Source organism: Marinobacter sp. MBR-105 (assembly GCF_053628895.1).
Window position 1 is genome coordinate 24691 of record NZ_JBRJHG010000004.1, and the last position, 19998, is coordinate 44688.

The 19998-nt window shown below is 58.1% G+C and carries 15 protein-coding genes; 2 read left to right on the forward strand and 13 right to left on the reverse strand.

What is annotated here, in order from left to right; genetic code table 11:
* Positions 1–98: 98 nt before the first annotated feature.
* From mazG to cysM, 4 genes are all read right to left on the reverse strand, one after another.
* The gene (gene mazG / locus ACSSVV_RS06105; protein WP_023007929.1) at positions 99–938 is read right to left on the reverse strand and encodes a nucleoside triphosphate pyrophosphohydrolase; all 840 of its coding nucleotides are present in this window, start codon (positions 936–938) and stop codon (positions 99–101) included.
* Entirely contained in the window at positions 935–3172 is a 2238-nt protein-coding gene (gene relA, locus ACSSVV_RS06110) for a GTP diphosphokinase (protein WP_023007928.1), read from the reverse strand. The genes mazG and relA overlap by 4 nt, the downstream gene beginning before the upstream one ends.
* A gap of 78 nt (positions 3173–3250) precedes the next feature.
* Positions 3251–4600, reverse strand: a complete 1350-nt coding sequence (rlmD, locus tag ACSSVV_RS06115; protein WP_014420778.1) for a 23S rRNA (uracil(1939)-C(5))-methyltransferase RlmD — start codon at positions 4598–4600, stop codon at positions 3251–3253.
* Between the two features lie 26 nt (positions 4601–4626).
* A complete protein-coding gene (gene cysM / locus ACSSVV_RS06120) occupies positions 4627–5520 on the reverse strand; it encodes a cysteine synthase CysM (protein WP_011785707.1) in 894 nt (297 codons plus the stop codon).
* A 219-nt stretch (positions 5521–5739) separates the two neighbouring features.
* Here cysM and ACSSVV_RS06125 point away from each other — a divergent pair, with 219 nt between their 5' ends.
* Complete coding sequence (locus ACSSVV_RS06125) at positions 5740–8610, forward strand: ATP-binding protein (RefSeq protein ID WP_454105737.1); 2871 nt, start codon at positions 5740–5742, stop codon at positions 8608–8610.
* A gap of 7 nt (positions 8611–8617) precedes the next feature.
* On the opposite strand, the gene pdxJ is transcribed toward ACSSVV_RS06125, so the two are convergent.
* The 9 genes from pdxJ to ACSSVV_RS06170 all read right to left on the reverse strand — a co-directional run bounded on the left by pdxJ (position 8618) and on the right by ACSSVV_RS06170 (position 18684).
* Entirely contained in the window at positions 8618–9352 is a 735-nt protein-coding gene (gene pdxJ / locus ACSSVV_RS06130; protein ID WP_454105738.1) for a pyridoxine 5'-phosphate synthase, read from the reverse strand.
* Entirely contained in the window at positions 9349–10089 is a 741-nt protein-coding gene (recO, locus tag ACSSVV_RS06135; RefSeq protein WP_454105739.1) for a DNA repair protein RecO, read from the reverse strand. The genes pdxJ and recO overlap by 4 nt, the downstream gene beginning before the upstream one ends.
* Positions 10090–10096: 7 nt before the next feature.
* Positions 10097–11014, reverse strand: a complete 918-nt coding sequence (gene era, locus ACSSVV_RS06140; RefSeq protein WP_454105740.1) for a GTPase Era — start codon at positions 11012–11014, stop codon at positions 10097–10099.
* A complete protein-coding gene (rnc, locus tag ACSSVV_RS06145; RefSeq protein WP_011785712.1) occupies positions 11014–11703 on the reverse strand; it encodes a ribonuclease III in 690 nt (229 codons plus the stop codon). Before rnc ends, era begins: the two co-directional genes overlap by 1 nt.
* The gene (locus ACSSVV_RS06150) at positions 11700–12086 is read right to left on the reverse strand and encodes a DUF4845 domain-containing protein (protein WP_023007925.1); all 387 of its coding nucleotides are present in this window, start codon (positions 12084–12086) and stop codon (positions 11700–11702) included. Before ACSSVV_RS06150 ends, rnc begins: the two co-directional genes overlap by 4 nt.
* Positions 12087–12112: 26 nt before the next feature.
* Positions 12113–12904, reverse strand: coding sequence for a signal peptidase I (gene lepB / locus ACSSVV_RS06155; RefSeq protein ID WP_023010887.1), 792 nt, complete (start codon positions 12902–12904; stop codon positions 12113–12115).
* Positions 12905–12916: 12 nt separating this feature from the next.
* On the reverse strand, positions 12917–14719 hold the full coding sequence (lepA, locus tag ACSSVV_RS06160) for a translation elongation factor 4 (protein ID WP_011785715.1): 1803 nt from the start codon (positions 14717–14719) through the stop codon (positions 12917–12919).
* A 104-nt stretch (positions 14720–14823) separates the two neighbouring features.
* Positions 14824–17550 carry a bifunctional diguanylate cyclase/phosphodiesterase gene (locus ACSSVV_RS06165; RefSeq protein ID WP_011785716.1) on the reverse strand — a complete coding sequence of 909 codons (2727 nt, stop codon included), beginning with the start codon at positions 17548–17550 and terminating at the stop codon, positions 14824–14826.
* Between the two features lie 225 nt (positions 17551–17775).
* Positions 17776–18684 carry a LysR substrate-binding domain-containing protein gene (locus ACSSVV_RS06170; RefSeq protein ID WP_022990898.1) on the reverse strand — a complete coding sequence of 303 codons (909 nt, stop codon included), beginning with the start codon at positions 18682–18684 and terminating at the stop codon, positions 17776–17778.
* Positions 18685–18843: 159 nt separating this feature from the next.
* Here ACSSVV_RS06170 and ACSSVV_RS06175 point away from each other — a divergent pair, with 159 nt between their 5' ends.
* Entirely contained in the window at positions 18844–19962 is a 1119-nt protein-coding gene (locus ACSSVV_RS06175; protein ID WP_227499515.1) for an S-(hydroxymethyl)glutathione dehydrogenase/class III alcohol dehydrogenase, read from the forward strand.
* The last annotated feature ends 36 nt before the right edge of the window (positions 19963–19998 follow it).

Here is a 19998-nt window from a genome sequence, read left to right on the forward strand (position 1 = left end):
GCGACTGTTCCCGGAAGTGTAGACGAAGAATGACAGGCCGGTGACGGAAAATTGGTAACGGATTGTACCTATCGGTGACGGTTTCCAGTTCCGCTTCCCTACTCCTTTTCCACCCCTTTCACGCTCTGCCACACGGCATCCAGCGCTTCCAGGGTTTCTTCATCCAGATTACGACCTTCTTTTTCCAGCACCCGCTCAATGGCACGGAACCGGGCATCAAACTTGTGATTGGTTCGCTTCAGGGCCTGCTCGGGATTTACTTTCAGGAAACGTGCCAGATTTACACAAACAAACAGCAGGTCACCCAGCTCGTCCTCAACCGCATCCAGATCTCCGGTACCGGCCTCGGCCATTTGCCAGGCTTCCTTAAGCTCGTCGATCTCTTCGTGAAGTTTGTCGAACACCGGGCCGATATCCGGCCAGTCGAAGCCATGCCGGGCCGCACGCCGTTGCAGTTTTTCCGCCCGGGCCATGGCCGGCAGAGTGCGGGCAATACCGTCCAGACGGCTGGCCGGAGTATCCGCCACCGGCTTCTCAGCACGCTCCTCGGCCTTGATGCGCTCCCAGCTTTCCTTGATCCAGGCTTCGTCGGGTCGATTATCCGGATCGATACGACTCTCCAGCGTGCCCCCCGGAAACACGTGGGGATGGCGCCGAACCAGCTTGCGAACCAAATGGTCAACAATGCCATCAAACTCAAAGTGGCCGGCTTCTTCTCCCATGCGGGCATAGAAGATGACCTGGAAAAGAAGATCTCCCAGTTCGTCTTTCAGATGTGGGAAATCCTCCTGCTCGATGGCGTCAGCGACTTCGTAAGCTTCTTCAATCGTGTGAGGCACGATGCTGGCAAAGGTCTGTTTGGTGTCCCAGGGGCAACCGGTGTCCGGATCCCGGAGCCGGGCCATCAGGTGTTTCAGATCTTCGATGCTGTAACTCATCCGCGTTTCCGCCTTACGTCGATGATGTTCGGCAGGTTCCGAATCTGGGCCAGCAGCCGCGCCAACTGCTCCAGACTGGAGATTTCCACCGTCACCCGCATAGTGGCCGTGTTTTCGTCTTTGTTGGTCACGGTGTTGAGAGACAACACATCACTGCGGGACGAAGACAGCACCTGGGTGATGTCTCGCAGCAGACCGGATCGATCATAGGCCTCGATTTCGATATCCACTGGATAGACCGCCGCCGGCTGCCCGCCCCAGTTCACTTCAATGATGCGGTTCGGTTCAAATTCCCGCAGGTTCAGGAACATGAGGCAGTCCTGGCGATGCACGGTCACGCCGCGGCCCACGGTGATATAGCCTCCGATCGGGTCGCCGGGCAGCGGTTTGCAGCACTTGGCCACCTGGGTTTTCAGCTTGCCAACACCAAGTATCTGGATATCGGATTCAGTGTCGTAGGGCTTTTTCCGGTTCGGGGTCAGCTTAAGATCCAGCTGTTCGGACCGGGGCTCCAACAGTTGCTGAGCCACATTGGCCACATGAGTAGGCCGCAGATCTCCCGCCCCGATGGCGGCAAACATATCATCAATGCTGTGGTAGTTGACCTTGGCCGCCAGTTGTTCCAGCTCCACATCAAACAGCGACAGGCGCTTGAACTCGTCTTCCAGAATAGCGCGGCCGTCAATGACATTGCGGTCACGGTTCTGCTGTTTGAACCAGTGTGTAACCTTCGCCCGGGCCCTGGACGTCTGAATATAGCCCAGGCTCGGGTTGAGCCAGTCCCTGCTGGGAGCCGGATTGTTGGAAGTCAGAATAAATACCTGATCCCCGGTCTTGAGCGGGTAAGTCAGCGGAACGATGCGGCTGTTCACCCTGGCACCCCGGCAGGCATGACCAATTTCGGTATGCACCCGGTAGGCAAAATCCACCGGCGTGGCGCCCTGGGGCAGGTCTACCACATGGCCTTCCGGCGTAAACACATACACCCGGTCTGAGGCCACGTCTGATTTCAGATGATCCGCCAGTCCGGAAATGTCGCCCAGCTCCTCCTGCCACTCCAGAACCTGGCGCAACCAGTTGATCTTGGCGTCGTAGCCGGTGGATTTGTTCCTGGTATCGGTGCCCTTGTACAGCCAGTGGGCACATACGCCCAGTTCCGCTTCTTCATGCATGGCATGGGTGCGAATCTGCACCTCCATGACCTTGCCTTCCGGGCCGATCACCGCCGTGTGAAGCGACTGATAACCGTTCTCCTTGGGGTTGGCAATGTAGTCATCGAACTCGTTGGGAATGTGGCGCCACAGGGTGTGAACAATCCCCAGCGCGCCATAGCAATCACGTACTTCCGGCACCAGAATGCGCACGGCACGGACATCGTATACCTGGGAAAAATCAATTCCCTTACGACGCATCTTCCGCCAGATACTGTAGATGTGCTTGGCCCGCCCGCTGAGCTCGGCCTTGATACCGGAAGCCTTGAGCTCGGTTTGCAGGGTATCAATCACCCGGCGGATGTAGCTTTCACGGTCTAGCCGTTTCTCATCCAGCAACTTGGCGATTTTCTTGTACGCGGAGCCATGCAAGTAGCGGAACGAGAGATCTTCCAGCTCCCATTTGATGTGGCCGATACCGAGCCTGTGCGCCAACGGAGCATAGATGTCGAAGACTTCCCGGGCCACGCGCATGCGTTTTTCTTCCGGCGCATCTTTCACTGCGCGGATAGCGCAGGTGCGCTCTGCCAGTTTGATGAGCGCCACCCGAACGTCATCAATCATGGTGACCAGCATCTTGCGGACATTGTCCAACTGGCCTTCGCTCTGCCCCAGGACATTGCCCTTGAGCGGATGATGGATGGACGAAATCGCAGCCATCTGCTGCACGCCGTTAATCAGCCCCGCCACTTCATCGCCGAATTCCTTGCGAACCTCTTCAAGCGGCACCCGTTCTTCACGCACCGCCCGATAGAGCACGGCGGCAACCAGGCTGGCCTGATCAAGATGCAGCTCTGCCAAAACCTGCGCCATTTCCAGACCGGTCCGGAAACTGCTGGCTCCGGGCGCCCACAAACGGTCTTCCCGGAACGCCTGAACGGCAATCTGGGCGGCTTTCTCACAAGCCCGCCGAAGCTGATCCGGATCCTCGAGATGAGTCTGTTCAGCGATGTGCTGCACGCAGCGGTCTATATCGACCTCGCCATCACCGCTGATCGAATAGTCTTCCCGAACTTTTACCATGGCAGAGCTTTACCCATTTGTTTTTCGGTTATTCTCACGGCCATCCTGGCCGTTCCGTTGCATACCCCCTAAACCCGGTCAGTCTGCGCTACGCTCAAACAACGCAATGGACTCAACGTGGGTGGTATGGGGGAACATATCCATCACACCGGCCTGTACCAGCCGATAACCGTTGCGCACCATCACCCCGGCATCCCGCGCCAGGGTAGCGGGGTTGCAGGACACGTAAACAATGCGGTTGGCACCGAAAGCAGTCAGATACTTACAGATCTCCTCCGCGCCCGAACGGGGTGGATCGATCAGAATCTTGTCAAAACCCTCTTTTGCCCAGGATTGCCCGGTGAAATCCCCGTGCAGATCTGCCCCGTGGAATTCCACATTGGAGAGATCGTTCAGGCGGGCGTTTTCACGGCCGCGAACCACCATGGCATCGTCGCCTTCCACACCCACAACCTGCCCGCCCTTGCGGGCCAGTGGCAGCGTAAAGTTGCCCAGGCCGCAGAACAGATCCAGTACCCGCTCTCCGGGCTGGACGTCCAGCCACTCGACCGCACGGTGTACCATATTGCGGTTGATGCCGGCGTTCACCTGGGTAAAGTCCATGGGATGGAAGGCCATGGTGAGGTCAAACTCATCCATACGATAGGTCAGGCGTTCATCGTCCCGCCCGCCCGATTCCGGCCAGATCCGGTGCACGGTGTCCGGGCCCTTGGGCTGCAGATAGATATGCAAGTCATGGGCCTGACCAAAGGCGATCAGCTTTTCCCGGTCGTCCGGCACCAGGTCATCCATGTTCCGGAACACCATGGCAGCCGTATCATCGCCACAGGCCACTTCTACCTGGGCAATCCGGTCAAATGCCGCCATGCCATGCAGCAACTCCCGAAGAGGCTCGATTCGCTCACCGATCCGGGGATCCAGTACCACGCAGCGGTCAATATCGGTCAGAAAGCTATTGCGCTTCTCCCGGAAACCAACCAGCACCGACTCCCGGGCCTTCACATAACGTACGCCCAGCCGCGCCTTGCGACGATAGCCGAGGCTATCCGGAGAACGCATCGGAGCCACCCACTGCTCCGGTTCAATGCCCCCAAAGTGGGCAAAATGCTCGCGCAGGGTATTTTCCTTGAACCGTATCTGGGCATCGGCGCTCATGTGCTGAAGACTGCAACCACCGCAAAGATCGGCAAACTCACAGGGTGGCTGCTGGCGGTCAGGCGCTGCTTCCAGCACTTCGGTTGTGCGCAGCTCATCAAACCGGCTGCGGGTGCTGACCATTTTGGCCATCACGGTTTCGCCCGGCAGGGCTCCGTCAACAAACTGGGTTTTGCCATCAGCGCGGGCAATGCCCCGGCCATCGTGGCTCAGGGTCTCGATTTCACAACGCACGGGCTCCTTGGGCAGAACCTTGCGGCGACGCTTACTCATATAGAATTCTCTTGATTGGGGGCCACTCAGGCGCCGGGAAACACACCGGTGGAGAGGTAACGGTCTCCGCGGTCACAGATAATGGCCACGATCACGGCGTTTTCAACCTCACGGGACAATTTCAGGGCCGCTGCAATGGCACCGCCGGAGGACACACCACAGAAAATGCCCTCTCGCTCGGCCAGTGCCCGCATGGTGTCCTCGGCTTCCTGCTGGCCAATATCCAGAACCTGGTCGACCCGGCTGGCATCGTAGATTTTCGGCAGGTAAGCCTCCGGCCAGCGGCGAATACCCGGAATCGAAGCCCCATCCTCTGGCTGCAGGCCGATAATACGGATATCGGGATTGCGCTCTTTCAGGTAACGGGACACGCCCATGATGGTACCGGTGGTGCCCATGGAGCTGACAAAGTGCGTAACCCGCCCGGCGGTCTGCTCCCAGATTTCCGGGCCCGTGGTGTGATAGTGGGCCGAAGGGTTATCGGCATTGCTGAACTGGTCCAGAACCTTGCCCTTACCCTCGGCCTCCATTCGAATGGCCAGATCCCGGGCGCCTTCCATGCCCTGCTCACGGGAAACGTTCACCACCTGGGCGCCGTATGCACGCATGGAGGCCCGGCGCTCCTCACTCAGGTTATCAGGCATGATCAGCACCATTCGGTAGCCCTTGATGGCCGCGGCCATGGCCAGCGCGATACCGGTATTGCCGGAGGTGGCTTCAATCAGGGTGTCCCCGGGCTTGATCTCGCCCCGGCGTTCAGCCTCCTGGATCATGCTCAAAGCCGGCCGGTCTTTCACCGAACCTGCCGGGTTGTTCCCCTCCAGTTTTGCCAGGATGACGTTACTGGTGTCTCCCGGCAGACGCTGCAGACGCACCAGGGGTGTATGGCCGACATAATCTTCAATGGTGGGGAAAATCATATTGATACCCTGTGATACACTTTCGGATTCGAATCATACGCGTTATGGCCGCCTTGTCCCAATACAGCTTGTCGCTATATCCATGACCTGCGGCTATAACTGTCTGTTTCCGGGATAACGGCCACGGTTATATCATTGCCGTTCAGCTATGCTGACAAGGAAGTATCCACCAGCAGGCGCTCCCTGCCGGCGGACAAGGTAATTTTACAGGAACACGGTATGCGACGTTGGGGCATTCGCAAGAAAGTACTGGTGGTAACTCTGGTTCCCACCCTGCTCACCACGCTGTTGTTAGGGCTATTCTTTACCTACAGCTGGGTGAACAACATTGAGAACCTGCTGCAGGATCGCGGTGAGTCCCTGTCCCGACAGCTTGCCGCAGGCTCTGAATACGGCCTGTTCACGGCCAATCGCAGCCTGCTGAGCAGCCTCTCCAACGCCCTTCTTGAAGAACAGGATGTTCGCTCCATCACCTTCTATGGCAGCGATGGCCAGCGCATGCTTCATACTGGCCCAGGCAGCGCTGAAACCGTGGCGATGGCACCGCTGGAACCCAACCAGCCGATCCGGTTGACCCACGACAGCAGCACTCGTTTTGTCACGCCGGTTCACCTTCAGGATCTGATGATCGAGACCATGCTGGACCCGGACGCCCGCCAGTCTGCGGCGGAACGCCAGGCCCCGCTGGGCTGGGTTGCCGTAGAGATGTCCCACGTGCGCACGGAAAAGGAAACCTACAAGGCGCTGCTGATCTCGCTGCTGCTGGTGATCGGTGGTGTCCTGCTCAGTCTTGCCATCGCGCTGCGGCTGAGCCGCGCCTTCACCGACCCGGTATTCCAGCTCAACGAAGCCGTAGCCAAACTCAAGGAAGGCAAGCTCGACACCCGGGTTTACACCAGTGCCGGCCCGGAGTTCGAACAGCTGGAGTCGGGGCTCAATGATATGGCCTCGGAATTGAGTAAGGCCCAGGCCGAAATGCAACAGAACATTGACCAGGCCACCGAAGACCTGCGGGAGACCCTGGAGACCATTGAAATCCAGAATATCGAACTGGACTTTGCCCGCAAGGAAGCACTGGAAGCGAGCCGGATCAAATCCGAGTTCCTGGCCAACATGTCCCATGAAATCCGGACGCCGCTGAACGGCATCATCGGCTTCACCGAGCTGTTGCTGAAAAGCCCACTGCCCCGCCAGCAGCGCGACCACCTGAACACCATCCGCAAATCCTCGGAAATCCTGCTGACCATCATTAACGACATTCTGGATTTCTCCAAGATCGAAGCCGGCAAACTGATACTGGACCGCGTGCCGTTCCAGCTCCGGGATATCGTTGAGGAAGTGATGGTCATGCTGGCACCGGCTGCCCACGCTAAAAACCTGGACCTGGTGCCACTGGTCTACAACGATGTACCGGACAACATCATGGGGGATCCGCTGCGAGTCAAGCAGGTGATCACCAACCTGGTGAACAATGCCATCAAGTTCACCCAGACCGGCGAAGTGGTATTACGGGCGAGTCTGGAAGACGAAGATGCCGAGCATAACCGGGTTACTCTGCGCCTGAGCATCACCGATTCCGGCGTTGGTCTTTCACGTGCCCAGCAGCAGTCACTGTTTAACGCCTTCAGCCAGGCCGATGCCTCCACTGCCCGCCAGTATGGCGGTACCGGTCTGGGGCTGGCGATTTCCAAACGGCTGGTGGAAGAAATGGGCGGCAAGATCGGCCTGGAAAGTGAGCTGGGCAAAGGTTCCACATTCTGGTTTACCCTGACGCCGGAACTGTCCTCAACCGGCGACAGCTCCAGCCCCAAAGAGGCGCTCCGGGGCGAAAAGATCATCTATCTCGAACACCAGAAGACCACCGGGCTGGCGGTGGAGCACCTGTTAAGGGACTGGGGCGTGGCCGTTGAACGGGTTGCCTCACCCGGAGCACTGCAGGAACAGATAGAAGAGGCGCAACGGAGGCAGGAAGGCTACGCCGGCGCCATCATCGGCATTACCCGCCACCTGCTCAACTCCAGCCAGTACTGCAACCTGGTGCGTTCCCTGGAAGTGGAACGTGACTGCCGCACCCTGTTGCTGACGCCCACTCTGGAAACCCACGACACGCCGCTGTCGGGCCTGGCCAGCGGCCACCTGACCAAACCGGTCTGCCGGGACGCCCTCTACGATGAACTGCTGCTGCTGATCCATGGCATTCAGTCGGGCAACCGAAGCGCGCCGGAAGCCGCGCTGCCACTGCGGCAGGACAGTGGTTCCGGCACGCCCCGCATTCTGGCGGTGGACGATAACGAAGCCAACCTGAAACTGGTAATGACCTTGCTCAATGACTGCCGCCTGGAAGCCGAAGGCGCCTCCAGCGGGTTCGAGGCATTGACCAAGGTGCGTCAGAAGGCGTTTGACCTGGTGTTCATGGACCTGCAGATGCCGGGGATGGACGGCGTGGAAACCACGGCCCGCATCCGTGATCTGGACAGCGGCTCACACCACACCCCCATTATTGCCCTGACCGCCCACGCTCTGGCGGACGAACAGGAACGGCTGGCGCAACAAGGCTTCGACGGCTATATGCCCAAGCCGATCAGCAGCAGCCAACTGGTGGAACTGATTCGCGAATACACCGGCTACGACTGCACCAATAGCGCCGACCGCTTCCGGATCTCCGAAGTACGGGATACCCGCCGGACACTGCGGCCGTCAAATCGCCGGATGCAGCAGGACTGCGTCAGTGTAGAGGAGAGCATTCAACTGGCGGCGGGCAAGGCCGATCTGGCGGAGGAGCTGTTCAGTATGTTGCTGGAGCAGTTACACACCGATATCGACCGGATTCAGGCGCTCTGGCAGACCGGCGACAACGAGCCCCTGCTTGAGTGCGTGCATAAGCTTCACGGGGCCACCCGGTACTGCGGCGTTCCCGAACTGCGCACAGCCGCCAACCGGTTCGAGACCGCCCTGAAGTGCGAGGCTCCGGATCGTGAGCTGTTAAAAGATCAACTGATTTCGGCCATGGAGCGGCTGCAGATCTGGAGTGAGCAGACCGACTGGCAGCAACTGTTCCGGGAACAGCAGCGCCAGCCGGAAACCACCTGACTGTTGATCAGGCCCTGGCCCGGTCAAGAATCGCCTTCATGTCCCGGACCGCATCTTTCAGGCCGGTAAAGACGGCACGGGCGATGATCGCATGGCCGATGTTCAGTTCATTGATACCCGGGATAGCGGCCACCCGCTCGGTGTTGTGGTAATGCAGACCATGGCCGGCATTCACAATCAGCCCCTTCTTGCGGGCATAGGCCACGGCATCGGCAAGCACTTTGAATGAGGCTTCCACCGCTTCGGGCTCCCCTGCCTCGGCGTATTCACCGGTATGCAACTCCACCACCGGCGCTCCGCAGCGCACCGCCGCGTCGATCTGTACCGGGTCCGGATCGATAAACAACGAAACCTCGGCGCCGATTTTTGCCAGACGATCACAGGCCTTGGCCACCCGCTCTTCCTGGCCATCCACATCCAGTCCACCTTCGGTGGTGAGTTCCTCGCGTTTCTCCGGCAACAAGCAAACACATTCCGGGCGCACCTGCTCGGCGAACGCCAGCATGGCGTCGGTCACCGCCATTTCCAGATTCATTTTGGTCTGCAGTACTTCCCGCAACAGCAGCACATCCCGGTCCTGGATATGCCGGCGATCCTCACGGGGGTGAATGGTGATACCATCGGCACCGGCTTCTTCCGCCACCAACGCCGCCTGCACAGGGTCCGGGTAACGGGTACCCCGGGCCTGACGCAAGGTGGCCACATGATCAATATTCACTCCTAGCAGGACTCGGGTATTCATGATTCTCTCCCAGATGACGGATTCGAATGACTGAACAGGGATCGGCTGTGCAGCGGCCTGCCCTGCAAAAGGTAATCCACCAGCACCCGCATGACGCGCTTGGCGGTTTTACGGGGCGCTTCACTTATGAAATCGCCGGCCGCCAGTGCCAGCAATGCCTCACCCGGCAATTGGCGCAATGGCAGCTCGGGCGCGAGATTGGAAACGATCCCCTGGCCCGGGTCGTAGCCATAGAGCTCCCCCGCCTGTACAGACATACCGGTATCCGTGGTTTCGTCCCAGGCAAAATCGTAGCCCAGCGAGGCTGCGAACGCCCGCTCAAAACGCCTCAGTAAAGGCTCGACATCGTCCTGTGAAGACAGATCCGCCAGGGCCTGCAGGGTTTCAATATAGCTGGCAAACAACGCGGGGGAGGGATCGGCCACCGGCAACACCCGCTGCACCAGTTCGTTGATGTAGAAACCACTGTACAGTGCGCGGGGTTGGCTGACCGCTGGCGCACTGCGCACTTCCAGCTGCACCAGGGTTTTCAGGTCGCTCTTGCCGGTCCAGTCCACTAATAACGGCTGGAATGGCTGCAGCTGGGCCTTGAGCGGGCTCCTGGTGCTGTTGGCACCGCGGGCAACCACACTCATGCGGCCGTGATTCAGAGTAAACAGATCCACCAGCAAGGCGGTTTCGCGCCAGGGTCGCCGATGGACCACATAAGCGGGCTCTTGCTGCACCGCGCCTTTCATGGCGGCCTCAGAAATCGCTCATGCCCAGGCTTTTCAGAGCCCTGTCGCTGTCAGCCCAGCCTCGCTTGACCTTGACCCAGAGCCGGAGCATTACCTTGGACCCGAACATTCGCTCCATATCCACCCGGGCTTCCTGACCGATACTGCGCAGGCGCTCGCCTTTGTCGCCAATGATGATTTTCTTCTGGCCTTCCCGTTCGACCAGAATCAGTGCCGAAACATGCAGGGTTTTGCCCTGGTGCTTGAACTCTTCAATCTCCACCGCTACGGAATACGGCAATTCAGCGCCGAGCTGGCGAGTGATTTTCTCCCGCACCATTTCGGCCGCCATAAAGCGTTCACTGCGATCGGTAATCTGATCATCCGGGTAAAAGTGAACACTCTGGGGCAGAAAGCGGCCAACAGCCGATTCCAGTGGTTCCAGGTTGGTCTCTTTCAGTGCCGAAAGCGGAATGATCTCGGCAAACTCCCGCTTTTTCGACAGAGTCTCCAGATGGGGCAGCAACAGCTCCCGCTTATCCAGCTTGTCGACCTTGTTGACCGCCAGGATAACCGGGCACTTCACCCTGCTCAGCTTCTCCAGCACCATTTCATCAGCACTGGTCCACGCCAGTTGATCGACAACAAATACCACCACATCCACGTCGATCAGGGCGGACGCCGCCGCCTTGTTCATATAGCGGTTCAGCGCCCGGGGCTCATCCTCATGCATGCCCGGTGTATCCACATAAATGGCCTGTACCGGGCCTTCAGTTTTGATACCGAGCACCTGATGCCGGGTGGTCTGCGGCTTACGTGAGGTGATGCTCAGCTTCTGGCCAAGGATGTGATTGAGCAGTGTGGACTTGCCCACATTCGGCCGGCCGACAATGGCGACAAAACCACAACGGCTTTCCGGGTTTTCCGGGCGGGTAATATCAGTCATCAGGAATTCTCCACACCCAGTTGCTTGAGTGCATTTCGGGCGGCCTGCTGTTCAGCAACACGTCGACTACTGCCAGTGCCGGTGGTTTTACGGTCCAGCGAGGGCAAGGCGCAGGAGACATGAAAAGTCTGGTTGTGGGCCTCGCCGTCAACGGAAATCACTTCATAGCGCGGCAACGGAAATTGCCTGGACTGCAGGTACTCCTGCAACCGGGTTTTCGGATCTTTCTGGGTGTCCTGAATATCCAGGTTTGCCAAGCGCTGTTCAAACCAGCGTAACACCTGAGCCCGACAGGTATGAAAGTCACTGTCCAGATAAATGGCCCCGATAATGGATTCCACGGCATCGGCGAGAATGGACTCACGGCGGAAGCCACCACTTTTCAGCTCTCCCGAACCGAGCCTCAGATACTGGCCCAACTGAAATTCACGACCGATCTCCGCGAGGGTAACCCCCTTGACCATACGGGCCCGAAGCCGGCTCAACTGCCCTTCCCGGGCCTTCTCGAAATGAAGATACAGATACTCGGCGATCACCATGTTCACGATAGAATCGCCCAGAAACTCAAGACGTTCGTTATTCTGGTTGCCAAAACTGCGATGGGTTAGCGCCAGCAGAAGCCGCTCCGGTTCCTTGAACTGGTAGCCAATGCGGCGCTGAAGTTGGTCTAGGTCTGGTTGTGAACTCACTGGCCCTGAAACTCATACTCGTGCTGGAAGTGCACAACGGTGTCCACGTTCCGGAAGATGTTATTGCGAACCTCGTAATCCACCTTGATTACGACCAGTTCGCCATTTTTTTCAACGGAGATGTTCTTTGGATCAAAACCGTCAACGTTATTCACACTCAGGCGCTTGTTAATCAGGCTGCGCACCTGTGCCGGACCCATCTGTGACAGGCCGTCGGTACCATCCAGGCTTTCCAGAGCTTCCTGGATGGTAAAGTCATCCAGGTAGGCCGGCCCGATCTTGATCGCCAGAGTCAGCAGGCCACCAAAGAACAGAGCCATGATCATCATCGTCAAAGCGCCGCCCTGCTGCGTGTTCAGGCCTGCGGGATAGTGTCTTCTCATCGTCTTATACTCCGGAACCATCAGAATTATTGGATGCCACCCACCCGATCAAAAGATGGCAGACTTGTCAGTGATTTCCAGTGCATCCAGATGGCAAAGGCCTTGCCCACCACCATCTCATCCGGCACCGTGCCCCAGAAACGGCTGTCGTTACTGTTGTCGCGGTTATCGCCCATGACAAAGTAATGGCCTTCAGGAACAACCCATTCTCCCTCACCGGAACCGCTCACCCGCCCCATGGTCAGGTACAGATCATGTTCAACCTCACCCAACTGTTCCCGCCAGCGTTCCATGGGGGGCAAGCGCGCAACGAAATCCCGGGGAACCGGCTCATCATTGATGAACAGTTGCTTGTTGCGGTAACGAATATGATCGCCCGGCAGGCCGACCACCCGCTTGATGTAATTGGTGCTGCCATCCTCAGGATAACGGAACACCATGACATCACCCCGCTCCGGATCGCCGATCTCAACAATCTTGGTACCGGCCACCGGCAGGCGCAGGCCATAGGCGTACTTGTTGACCAGAATAAAATCCCCCACTTCGAGGGTCGGTAACATGGAGCCTGAGGGGATCTGGAACGGCTCGATCAGGAACGACCGAAGCACCAGGACTACCGCCAGCACGGGGAAAAATGAGCGGCTGATATCCACCAGCCAGGGTTCCCGGTCCTCGAACTCATCGGCTGATTCGTCTACCTGGCCACCCTGCTCTGCGCCGGCAAGCCGACGCTTTCTCAGGATCGCGATGTCCGCCAGCCAGACCGCTCCGGTCACGAAGGTCAGAACCACCAGTACCAGTGGAAAATCGATGTCCATCCAGGTGCCTTTTTAGTTATCCACTTTCAATACAGCAAGAAACGCTTCCTGAGGCACCTCGACATTACCCAGCTGCTTCATGCGTTTTTTACCTTCCTTCTGCTTCTGAAGCAGTTTCTTTTTACGGCTGACGTCGCCACCGTAACACTTCGCCGTTACGTTCTTGCGCAGGGCCTTGACCGTTACCCGGGAGACCACCTGGGTACCAATGGCAGCCTGAATGGCAATATCAAACATCTGACGCGGGATCAGCTCTTTCATCTTCTCGATCAACTGGCGCCCTTTGCGGTGGGACAGATCCCGGTGCACAATCAGCGCCAGGGCGTCGACACGATCCCCGTTGATCAGCACATCCAGGCGAACCAGGTTGGCACTCTGGAAACGGACAAAGTGGTAATCCAGTGACGCAAAGCCACGGCTGGCCGATTTGATCCGGTCAAAGAAGTCCATCACCACTTCCGCCATCGGCAGCTCGTAGGTGAGCTGTACCTGTGTGGACATGAAGTGCATGTTCTTCTGCACACCGCGCTTTTCTTCACACAGGGCAATGACATTACCGAGGTGCTCCTGGGGTACCAGGATGTTGGCCTCGACAATGGGCTCACGCATTTCTTCGATGGAACCAATATCCGGAAGCCTTGAAGGGTTGTCCACCGACAGAGTCTCACCCTGCTTGGTGACCACTTCATAGATTACCGTCGGCGCCGTAGTAATCAGATCCAGGTCGTACTCTCTCTCCAGCCGTTCCTGGATGATCTCCATGTGCAGCATGCCCAGGAAACCACAGCGGAAACCGAAGCCCAGAGCATCCGAGTTCTCGGGCTCAAAGAACAACGAGGCGTCGTTGAGGGTGAGCTTTTCCAGGGCATCCCGGAAATCGTCATAATCGTCGGCGCTGACCGGGAACAGACCGGCGTATACCTGGGGTTTCACCTTCTTGAACCCCGGCAGCATCGGGGTTTCTTCCGCAAACTTCTGGTGCACGATGGTGTCACCCACCGGCGCACCGTGGATGTCTTTGATCCCCGCAACAACAAAACCGACGTCACCCGCTTCAAGCACATCAGTGTCGGTGGGCTTGGGATTGAAGACACCGACCTTGTCGGCGTTCCAGGCTTTCTTGGTGGACTTGATAACGATCTTGTCGCCTTTACGCAGTACACCTTCGGTCACCCGAACCAGTGACACCACGCCCAGGTAGTTATCAAACCAGGAATCAATAATCAGTGCCTGCAACGGCGCGCTGCGATCACCCTTGGGGGGCGGAATCTTTTTGATCAGATCCTCGAGTACATCCTCAACACCCAGTCCGCTTTTTGCACTGCAGCGCACGGCATCGGAAGCGTCAATGCCGATAATGTCTTCAATCTCCGCCGCAACCCGCTCGGGCTCGGCCTGGGGCAAATCCATCTTGTTCAGGACCGGCACCACTTCAAGGCCTTGTTCGATAGCGGTGTAGCAGTTGGCCACCGACTGGGCTTCCACACCCTGACCGGCATCTACTACCAGCAGCGCCCCTTCACAGGCGTACAGTGAGCGGGACACCTCGTAGGAGAAATCCACGTGGCCCGGGGTATCGATGAAATTCAGTTTGTAGGTTTCCCCATCCTTTGCCTTGTAGTTGAGCGTGACGCTCTGGGCCTTGATGGTGATCCCGCGTTCCCGCTCCAGATCCATGGAGTCCAGGACCTGTTCGGCCATTTCACGGTCTGTCAGGCCACCGCAGATCTGGATAAAACGATCCGCCAGCGTGGATTTACCGTGGTCGATGTGGGCAATAATGGAAAAGTTACGGATTCGGCTCAGTTCAGTCACAGACAATGATTACTCATATAAGACGTAGGATTGAGCCCGGAGGGGCCGCTACCGGGATCCGGGAACGGCGTGATTTTACCGGTTACAGGCCGCCATTGCCATGATCAGGAAATAAGCGGCTTCTCGTACTGCCGGATCAGGAATCCGATCAGGGCATCTTCGTCCAGCGGATAGCTGAACAGATTGCCCTGGCACTGGGCGCAACCGGCGGATTTCAGGAACGTCAGCTGCTGTAGCGTTTCCACCCCTTCCGCCACCACCGTCAGGTGCAGCTTGTGAGCCAGGGCGATCACCGCCGACGCCACATCGGTGGCACTGACGTTGTAGGGAATGTCGCGAATGAAGCGATGATCTATCTTGATCACATCCAGCGGCAACTGCTGCAGCGCCACCAGTGAGCAGGAGCCGGTACCGAAATCATCCAGAATCAGGCACACGCCCAGGTCGTTCAGCGACACCAGCAGTTCCCGCAGCATTCTCGGATCTTCATTGAGCAACTCCGCCGGCATTTCCAGCTCCAGCCGCTCGGGAGAAACGCCCGTCTCGGTAATCACCCGCCGGATCATGTCCAGGAAGCCGGAGTCCGTCAGCTGCCGCACCGAGAAGTTCACCGCCATCTTCAGCGACTCGAACCCGGCCCGTTCAAGTGCCTGGACCTGGATACAGGCTTGCCGCAGCGCCAGCTCGCCCAGGCGGATAATCAACCCGGTTTCTTCCGCCAGAGTGATGAACTGCTGGGCCGAGACCAGGCCTTTTTCCGGATGATGCCAGCGCAGGAAAGCCTCCACACCGATCACCCGCTGAGTGGCCAGATCCACTTTTGGCTGGTAGTGCAGAACAAACCGGTCGCCATCGAGTGCCGTGGCCAGCTCTTCCTGCTGCAGCAAGCGACGGGCGGCCTGGATGTTCATGGCCGGCGTGAAGAACTGATACGTGTTGCGCCCCAGTTCCTTGGCGCGGTACATAGCCAGGTCGGCATATTTCATCAACGCCCCGGCATCTTCGCTATCGTGAGGGATCATGGTGATACCGATGCTGACGGTCACACCTACCTCATGGTCGTTCAGTCGAATGCGCTGGCACAGGCGCCGCAAAATGTTTTCCGCCACTTTGCCGGCGGCTTCAGAGCCGCTGATCCGGGACAACAACACCACAAATTCGTCGCCACCGAGCCGGGCCACAGAATCTTCCTCACGGACACAGCCTTCCAGCCATTGCGCGACCTGACGCAGAAGTTCGTCACCGGCATCGTGCCCCAGGGTATCGTTGATGCGCTTGAAACCGTCCAGATCAAGGAACATCAGGGCTGCCGCCTCGCCACTTCGGCGACTGCGACGAACCACGTGATTCAACCGATCCCGGAACAGCTGCCGGTTGGCGAGCCCGGTCAGTGGATCGTAGAACGCCAGCCGGTGCAGTTCGGACTGAGCCGCCTTGAGCTGGGTAAGATCGCGAAGGCTCAGAACCACACCGTTGACGCCAGGCACCGAGAGCATCGCGGTGAAGGTGCCTTCCATATCACGCCATTGGCCATCGGCATCGCGCACCCGGGCACGCACCACTGGCATCTGTTTGCCCGGGGAGGCCATGGACTCTTCAAAGCCTCTTTGCAGGTGCGACCAGTCATCCATGTGCACCAGCTTCTCGAATTCCAGGGCTTCCACCTTGTCCGGATCGAATCCCAGGATGTCACGACTGGAAGGGCTGGCATAGAGCGGGCGCCCACGACGATCCATGACCAGGGTGACGTTGGCTGCACCCTCAGTGATGGCGCGATAACGGCCAGCGCTGACCTGGGCAATCAGCCGGGAACGAATCAGGGCCAGCACGAACAGCCAGAGCAGCAAACTGATGGCCAGGCCAGAGCCGAGAACAATAGGAGGCCGTGGATCGGCGGCGAGATAATCAAACGCCGGCGTGGAACGGGTCTGCAGCAGCCATTCCCGGCCACCGTGTCTGATGGTCTGGCTCATTTCAAAGCTGAATTCGTTGTCCAGCGAACCGAGATTGGAGCCATACATCAGGGTATCTCGTGCCACCACCCCGCTGTCGTAAATGCGCACATCCAGAAATGGCGATATCAGGCCAACAATACCGTCGATCAGGTTGTTCATCCGGAAGGCACTGAACACGTACCCGGCCAGCATCATGCGGCGCTCGGCCCGGATCTCCGGAATCTCGCCGCCCTGGAACACCGGGTAGTACATCAGAAAACCGGCCTGGTCCTCGGCAACCGACTCCTGCACCAGCACAACCTTGCCGGTGACCGTCGGGATAGCGTCATCCCGGGCCTGCTCCATGGCGGTGCGGTGGATGGGGTCACTGAAAGCGTCATAACCCAGCGCCTTGCGATTACGCTCGGTGCCCGGCTCCAGATAAACCATGGGATAGTAGTAGGGCCCGGTACCCAGCGGCTTGACCAGATAATTGTAAAGCCCCTCCGCCCGAACCGAGGCAATGTGATCGGCCATTTCGCGGACACCAATACGCTCCACGTAGCCGATACCCTCAATGCCAGGGTAATAACGATTGATATCGACGTTGTCGACGTACTCTTTCCACTGATCGCGTGTGACTTTACCGGTGACAGCAAACAGACCGGCACTGCCGGCAAGAACCTGTTCGTAATTGAGCAAGCGTTCTTCAATCGCGGTTTTAAGCTGCAGGGACTGAGTGCGGAATCGGGCCTCGGTGCGATCTTCAACCAGCCGGATGGAGACCTGCCAAAGCAATACCGTCGCAACCACAGACACCAGGAATACCACCCAGGCTATCCAGGAATTGCGCAGCTTCAGCAACTGACGGAGGGGAAGATCCTTTTTGGTCATCATCGTGTTCGGCCCATTCCATGACCCGGTTTATTGTCGAATCCGGCGAGTATAACAAAAGTGTTCTTGAACCCACAGTTTGGCCGACCGTTGGCGCTGAGGTGTGGCCTACAGCTTGGTCGGTGCTACTGACACCCTTGGCAATTCAGGCTGGCTTGCGGAGGTTCAGACGGGAGCTACGGTCGCAAAGCGCCGTTCTTTCAATACACAACCCCATCGGTTCATTGCCTAATAATCCACGTTTGCTGCGTCTAGCGGAGAACCGCCAGGTTTCAGGGATTCCGAAAGAAAATCCAGCAGCAGCCTTATCTTCGGCGACAGATGACGGTTATGGGGATACACCGCCCAGATACCGTCATCGTCTTCCTGGTAATGAGTCAGCACCGGAATCAACAGCCTGGAATCCAGTGCGCTCTGAACGTAGTAATCCGGTAGCTGAACAATGCCAATCCCCTTGAGGGCGGCATCAAGCAGGGCCCTGCCACTGTCGCAACGGATGTTCCCCGTTACCCGCACGTTGCGCGGCTGGCCCAATTCCTGGAAGCGCCAGTAATCCAGGTTTCCCAGCAGGCAGTTGTGGTTCGCCAGTTCGGACAACGAGTGGGGCGTGCCATGCGTGGCGAGATAATCCGGCGAGGCACACACGTATAGGGTTCGGGATGCGAGACGCCGGGCCATCAAGGTCGAATCCTGCAGCTTTCCCATGCGCACGGCAAGATCGTACCCCTCAGCGACCAGATCCAGTGTCTGGTTGGTAAGCTTCATGTCCACGTCGAGTTCGGGGTATCGCAAAACGAAGTCATTGACCAGCGGCGCAATGGATTTCTCTCCATAGGTCACCGGGGCAGTCAGCCTTAGTCTTCCTCGCGGGACCAGCTGCATGTTGGTAATAGAGCGTTCCGCCTGCTCCAGGGCGTCTAGTACCTGCCGGCAGTGCTGGTAAAAGATCTGTCCGGCCTCGGTTACCGACACCCGGCGTGTGGTGCGGTAGAACAACCGGGTGGCTAAGCGGGCCTCCAGGGCACTGACCTGGCGGCTGACCTGTGCCGTCGACACGTCCAGTCGCTTCGCGGCACGCGTGAAACTCTCGGTTTCAGCAACCGCCACAAACTCGTTTACCCCTTCCCAGCGATACATGGTTTTCCCTTTTTGCTTTGCACCACCCGATTATTGCACACACGTAAAGGTGATTTGATAAAAACAGCGATTATCAATCAGAGGGCCACAAATACAATATGGCCTTCGTTTGGGCGTCCCGCCCTTCCTGAATGACCAATGGAGAACATTATGGCTGAGATGATCAAATCAAAAGCAGCAATTGCCTGGGGCCCCGGTCAGCCACTGTCGGTTGAAGAGGTGGACGTGATGCCCCCGAAAGCAGGGGAAGTAAGGATAAAAGTGATCGCAACCGGTGTATGCCACACCGATGCGTTTACCCTCTCGGGTGAGGATCCCGAGGGCAACTTTCCAGCCATCCTTGGCCATGAAGGCGGCGGCATTGTAGAGGCGATTGGTGAAGGCGTTACCAGCGTTGCCGTCGGCGATCACGTTATTCCCCTGTATACCCCCGAATGTGGCGAGTGCAAATTCTGCCTGTCCGGCAAAACCAACCTGTGCGGGAAAATCCGCGAAACCCAGGGCAAGGGGCTGATGCCCGATGGCACCAGCCGCTTCTACAAGGACGGCCAGCCCATCTATCACTACATGGGCTGCTCGACCTTCTCCGAGTACACCGTTCTGCCGGAGATTTCGCTGGCAAAGGTCAACAAGGAAGCCCCGCTGGAAGAAGTGTGCCTGCTGGGCTGCGGCGTAACCACCGGCATGGGCGCGGTCATGAACACCGCCAAAGTGGAAGAAGGCGCTACAGTGGCCATCTTCGGGCTCGGCGGCATCGGCCTCTCCGCGATTATTGGCGCGACCATGGCCAAGGCGAGCCGAATCATTGCCATCGATATCAATGACAGCAAATTCGACCTGGCACAACAGCTTGGCGCAACCGACTGCATCAATCCCAAAGACTATGACAAGCCGATTCAGGAAGTGATCGTTGAACTGACTGACGGTGGCGTGGATTATTCCTTCGAATGCATCGGCAACGTGGATGTCATGCGGTCCGCACTGGAATGTTGCCACAAGGGATGGGGCGAGTCGGTCATTATTGGCGTTGCCGGGGCAGGCCAGGAAATTTCCACCCGCCCGTTCCAGCTCGTTACCGGTCGCGTCTGGAGAGGATCCGCCTTCGGCGGGGTCAAAGGCCGTTCCGAGCTACCCGGCATTGTTGAACGCTACATGCAAGGGGAGTTCAAGCTGAATGATTTCATCACCCACACCATGGGCCTCGATGACATCAACGAAGCCTTTGAGTTGATGCACGAAGGCAAGAGCATTCGCAGCGTTATCCATTTCGACAAGTGATGGTGAGGGCGGCCCGCCACTTCGGCGGGCCGCCCC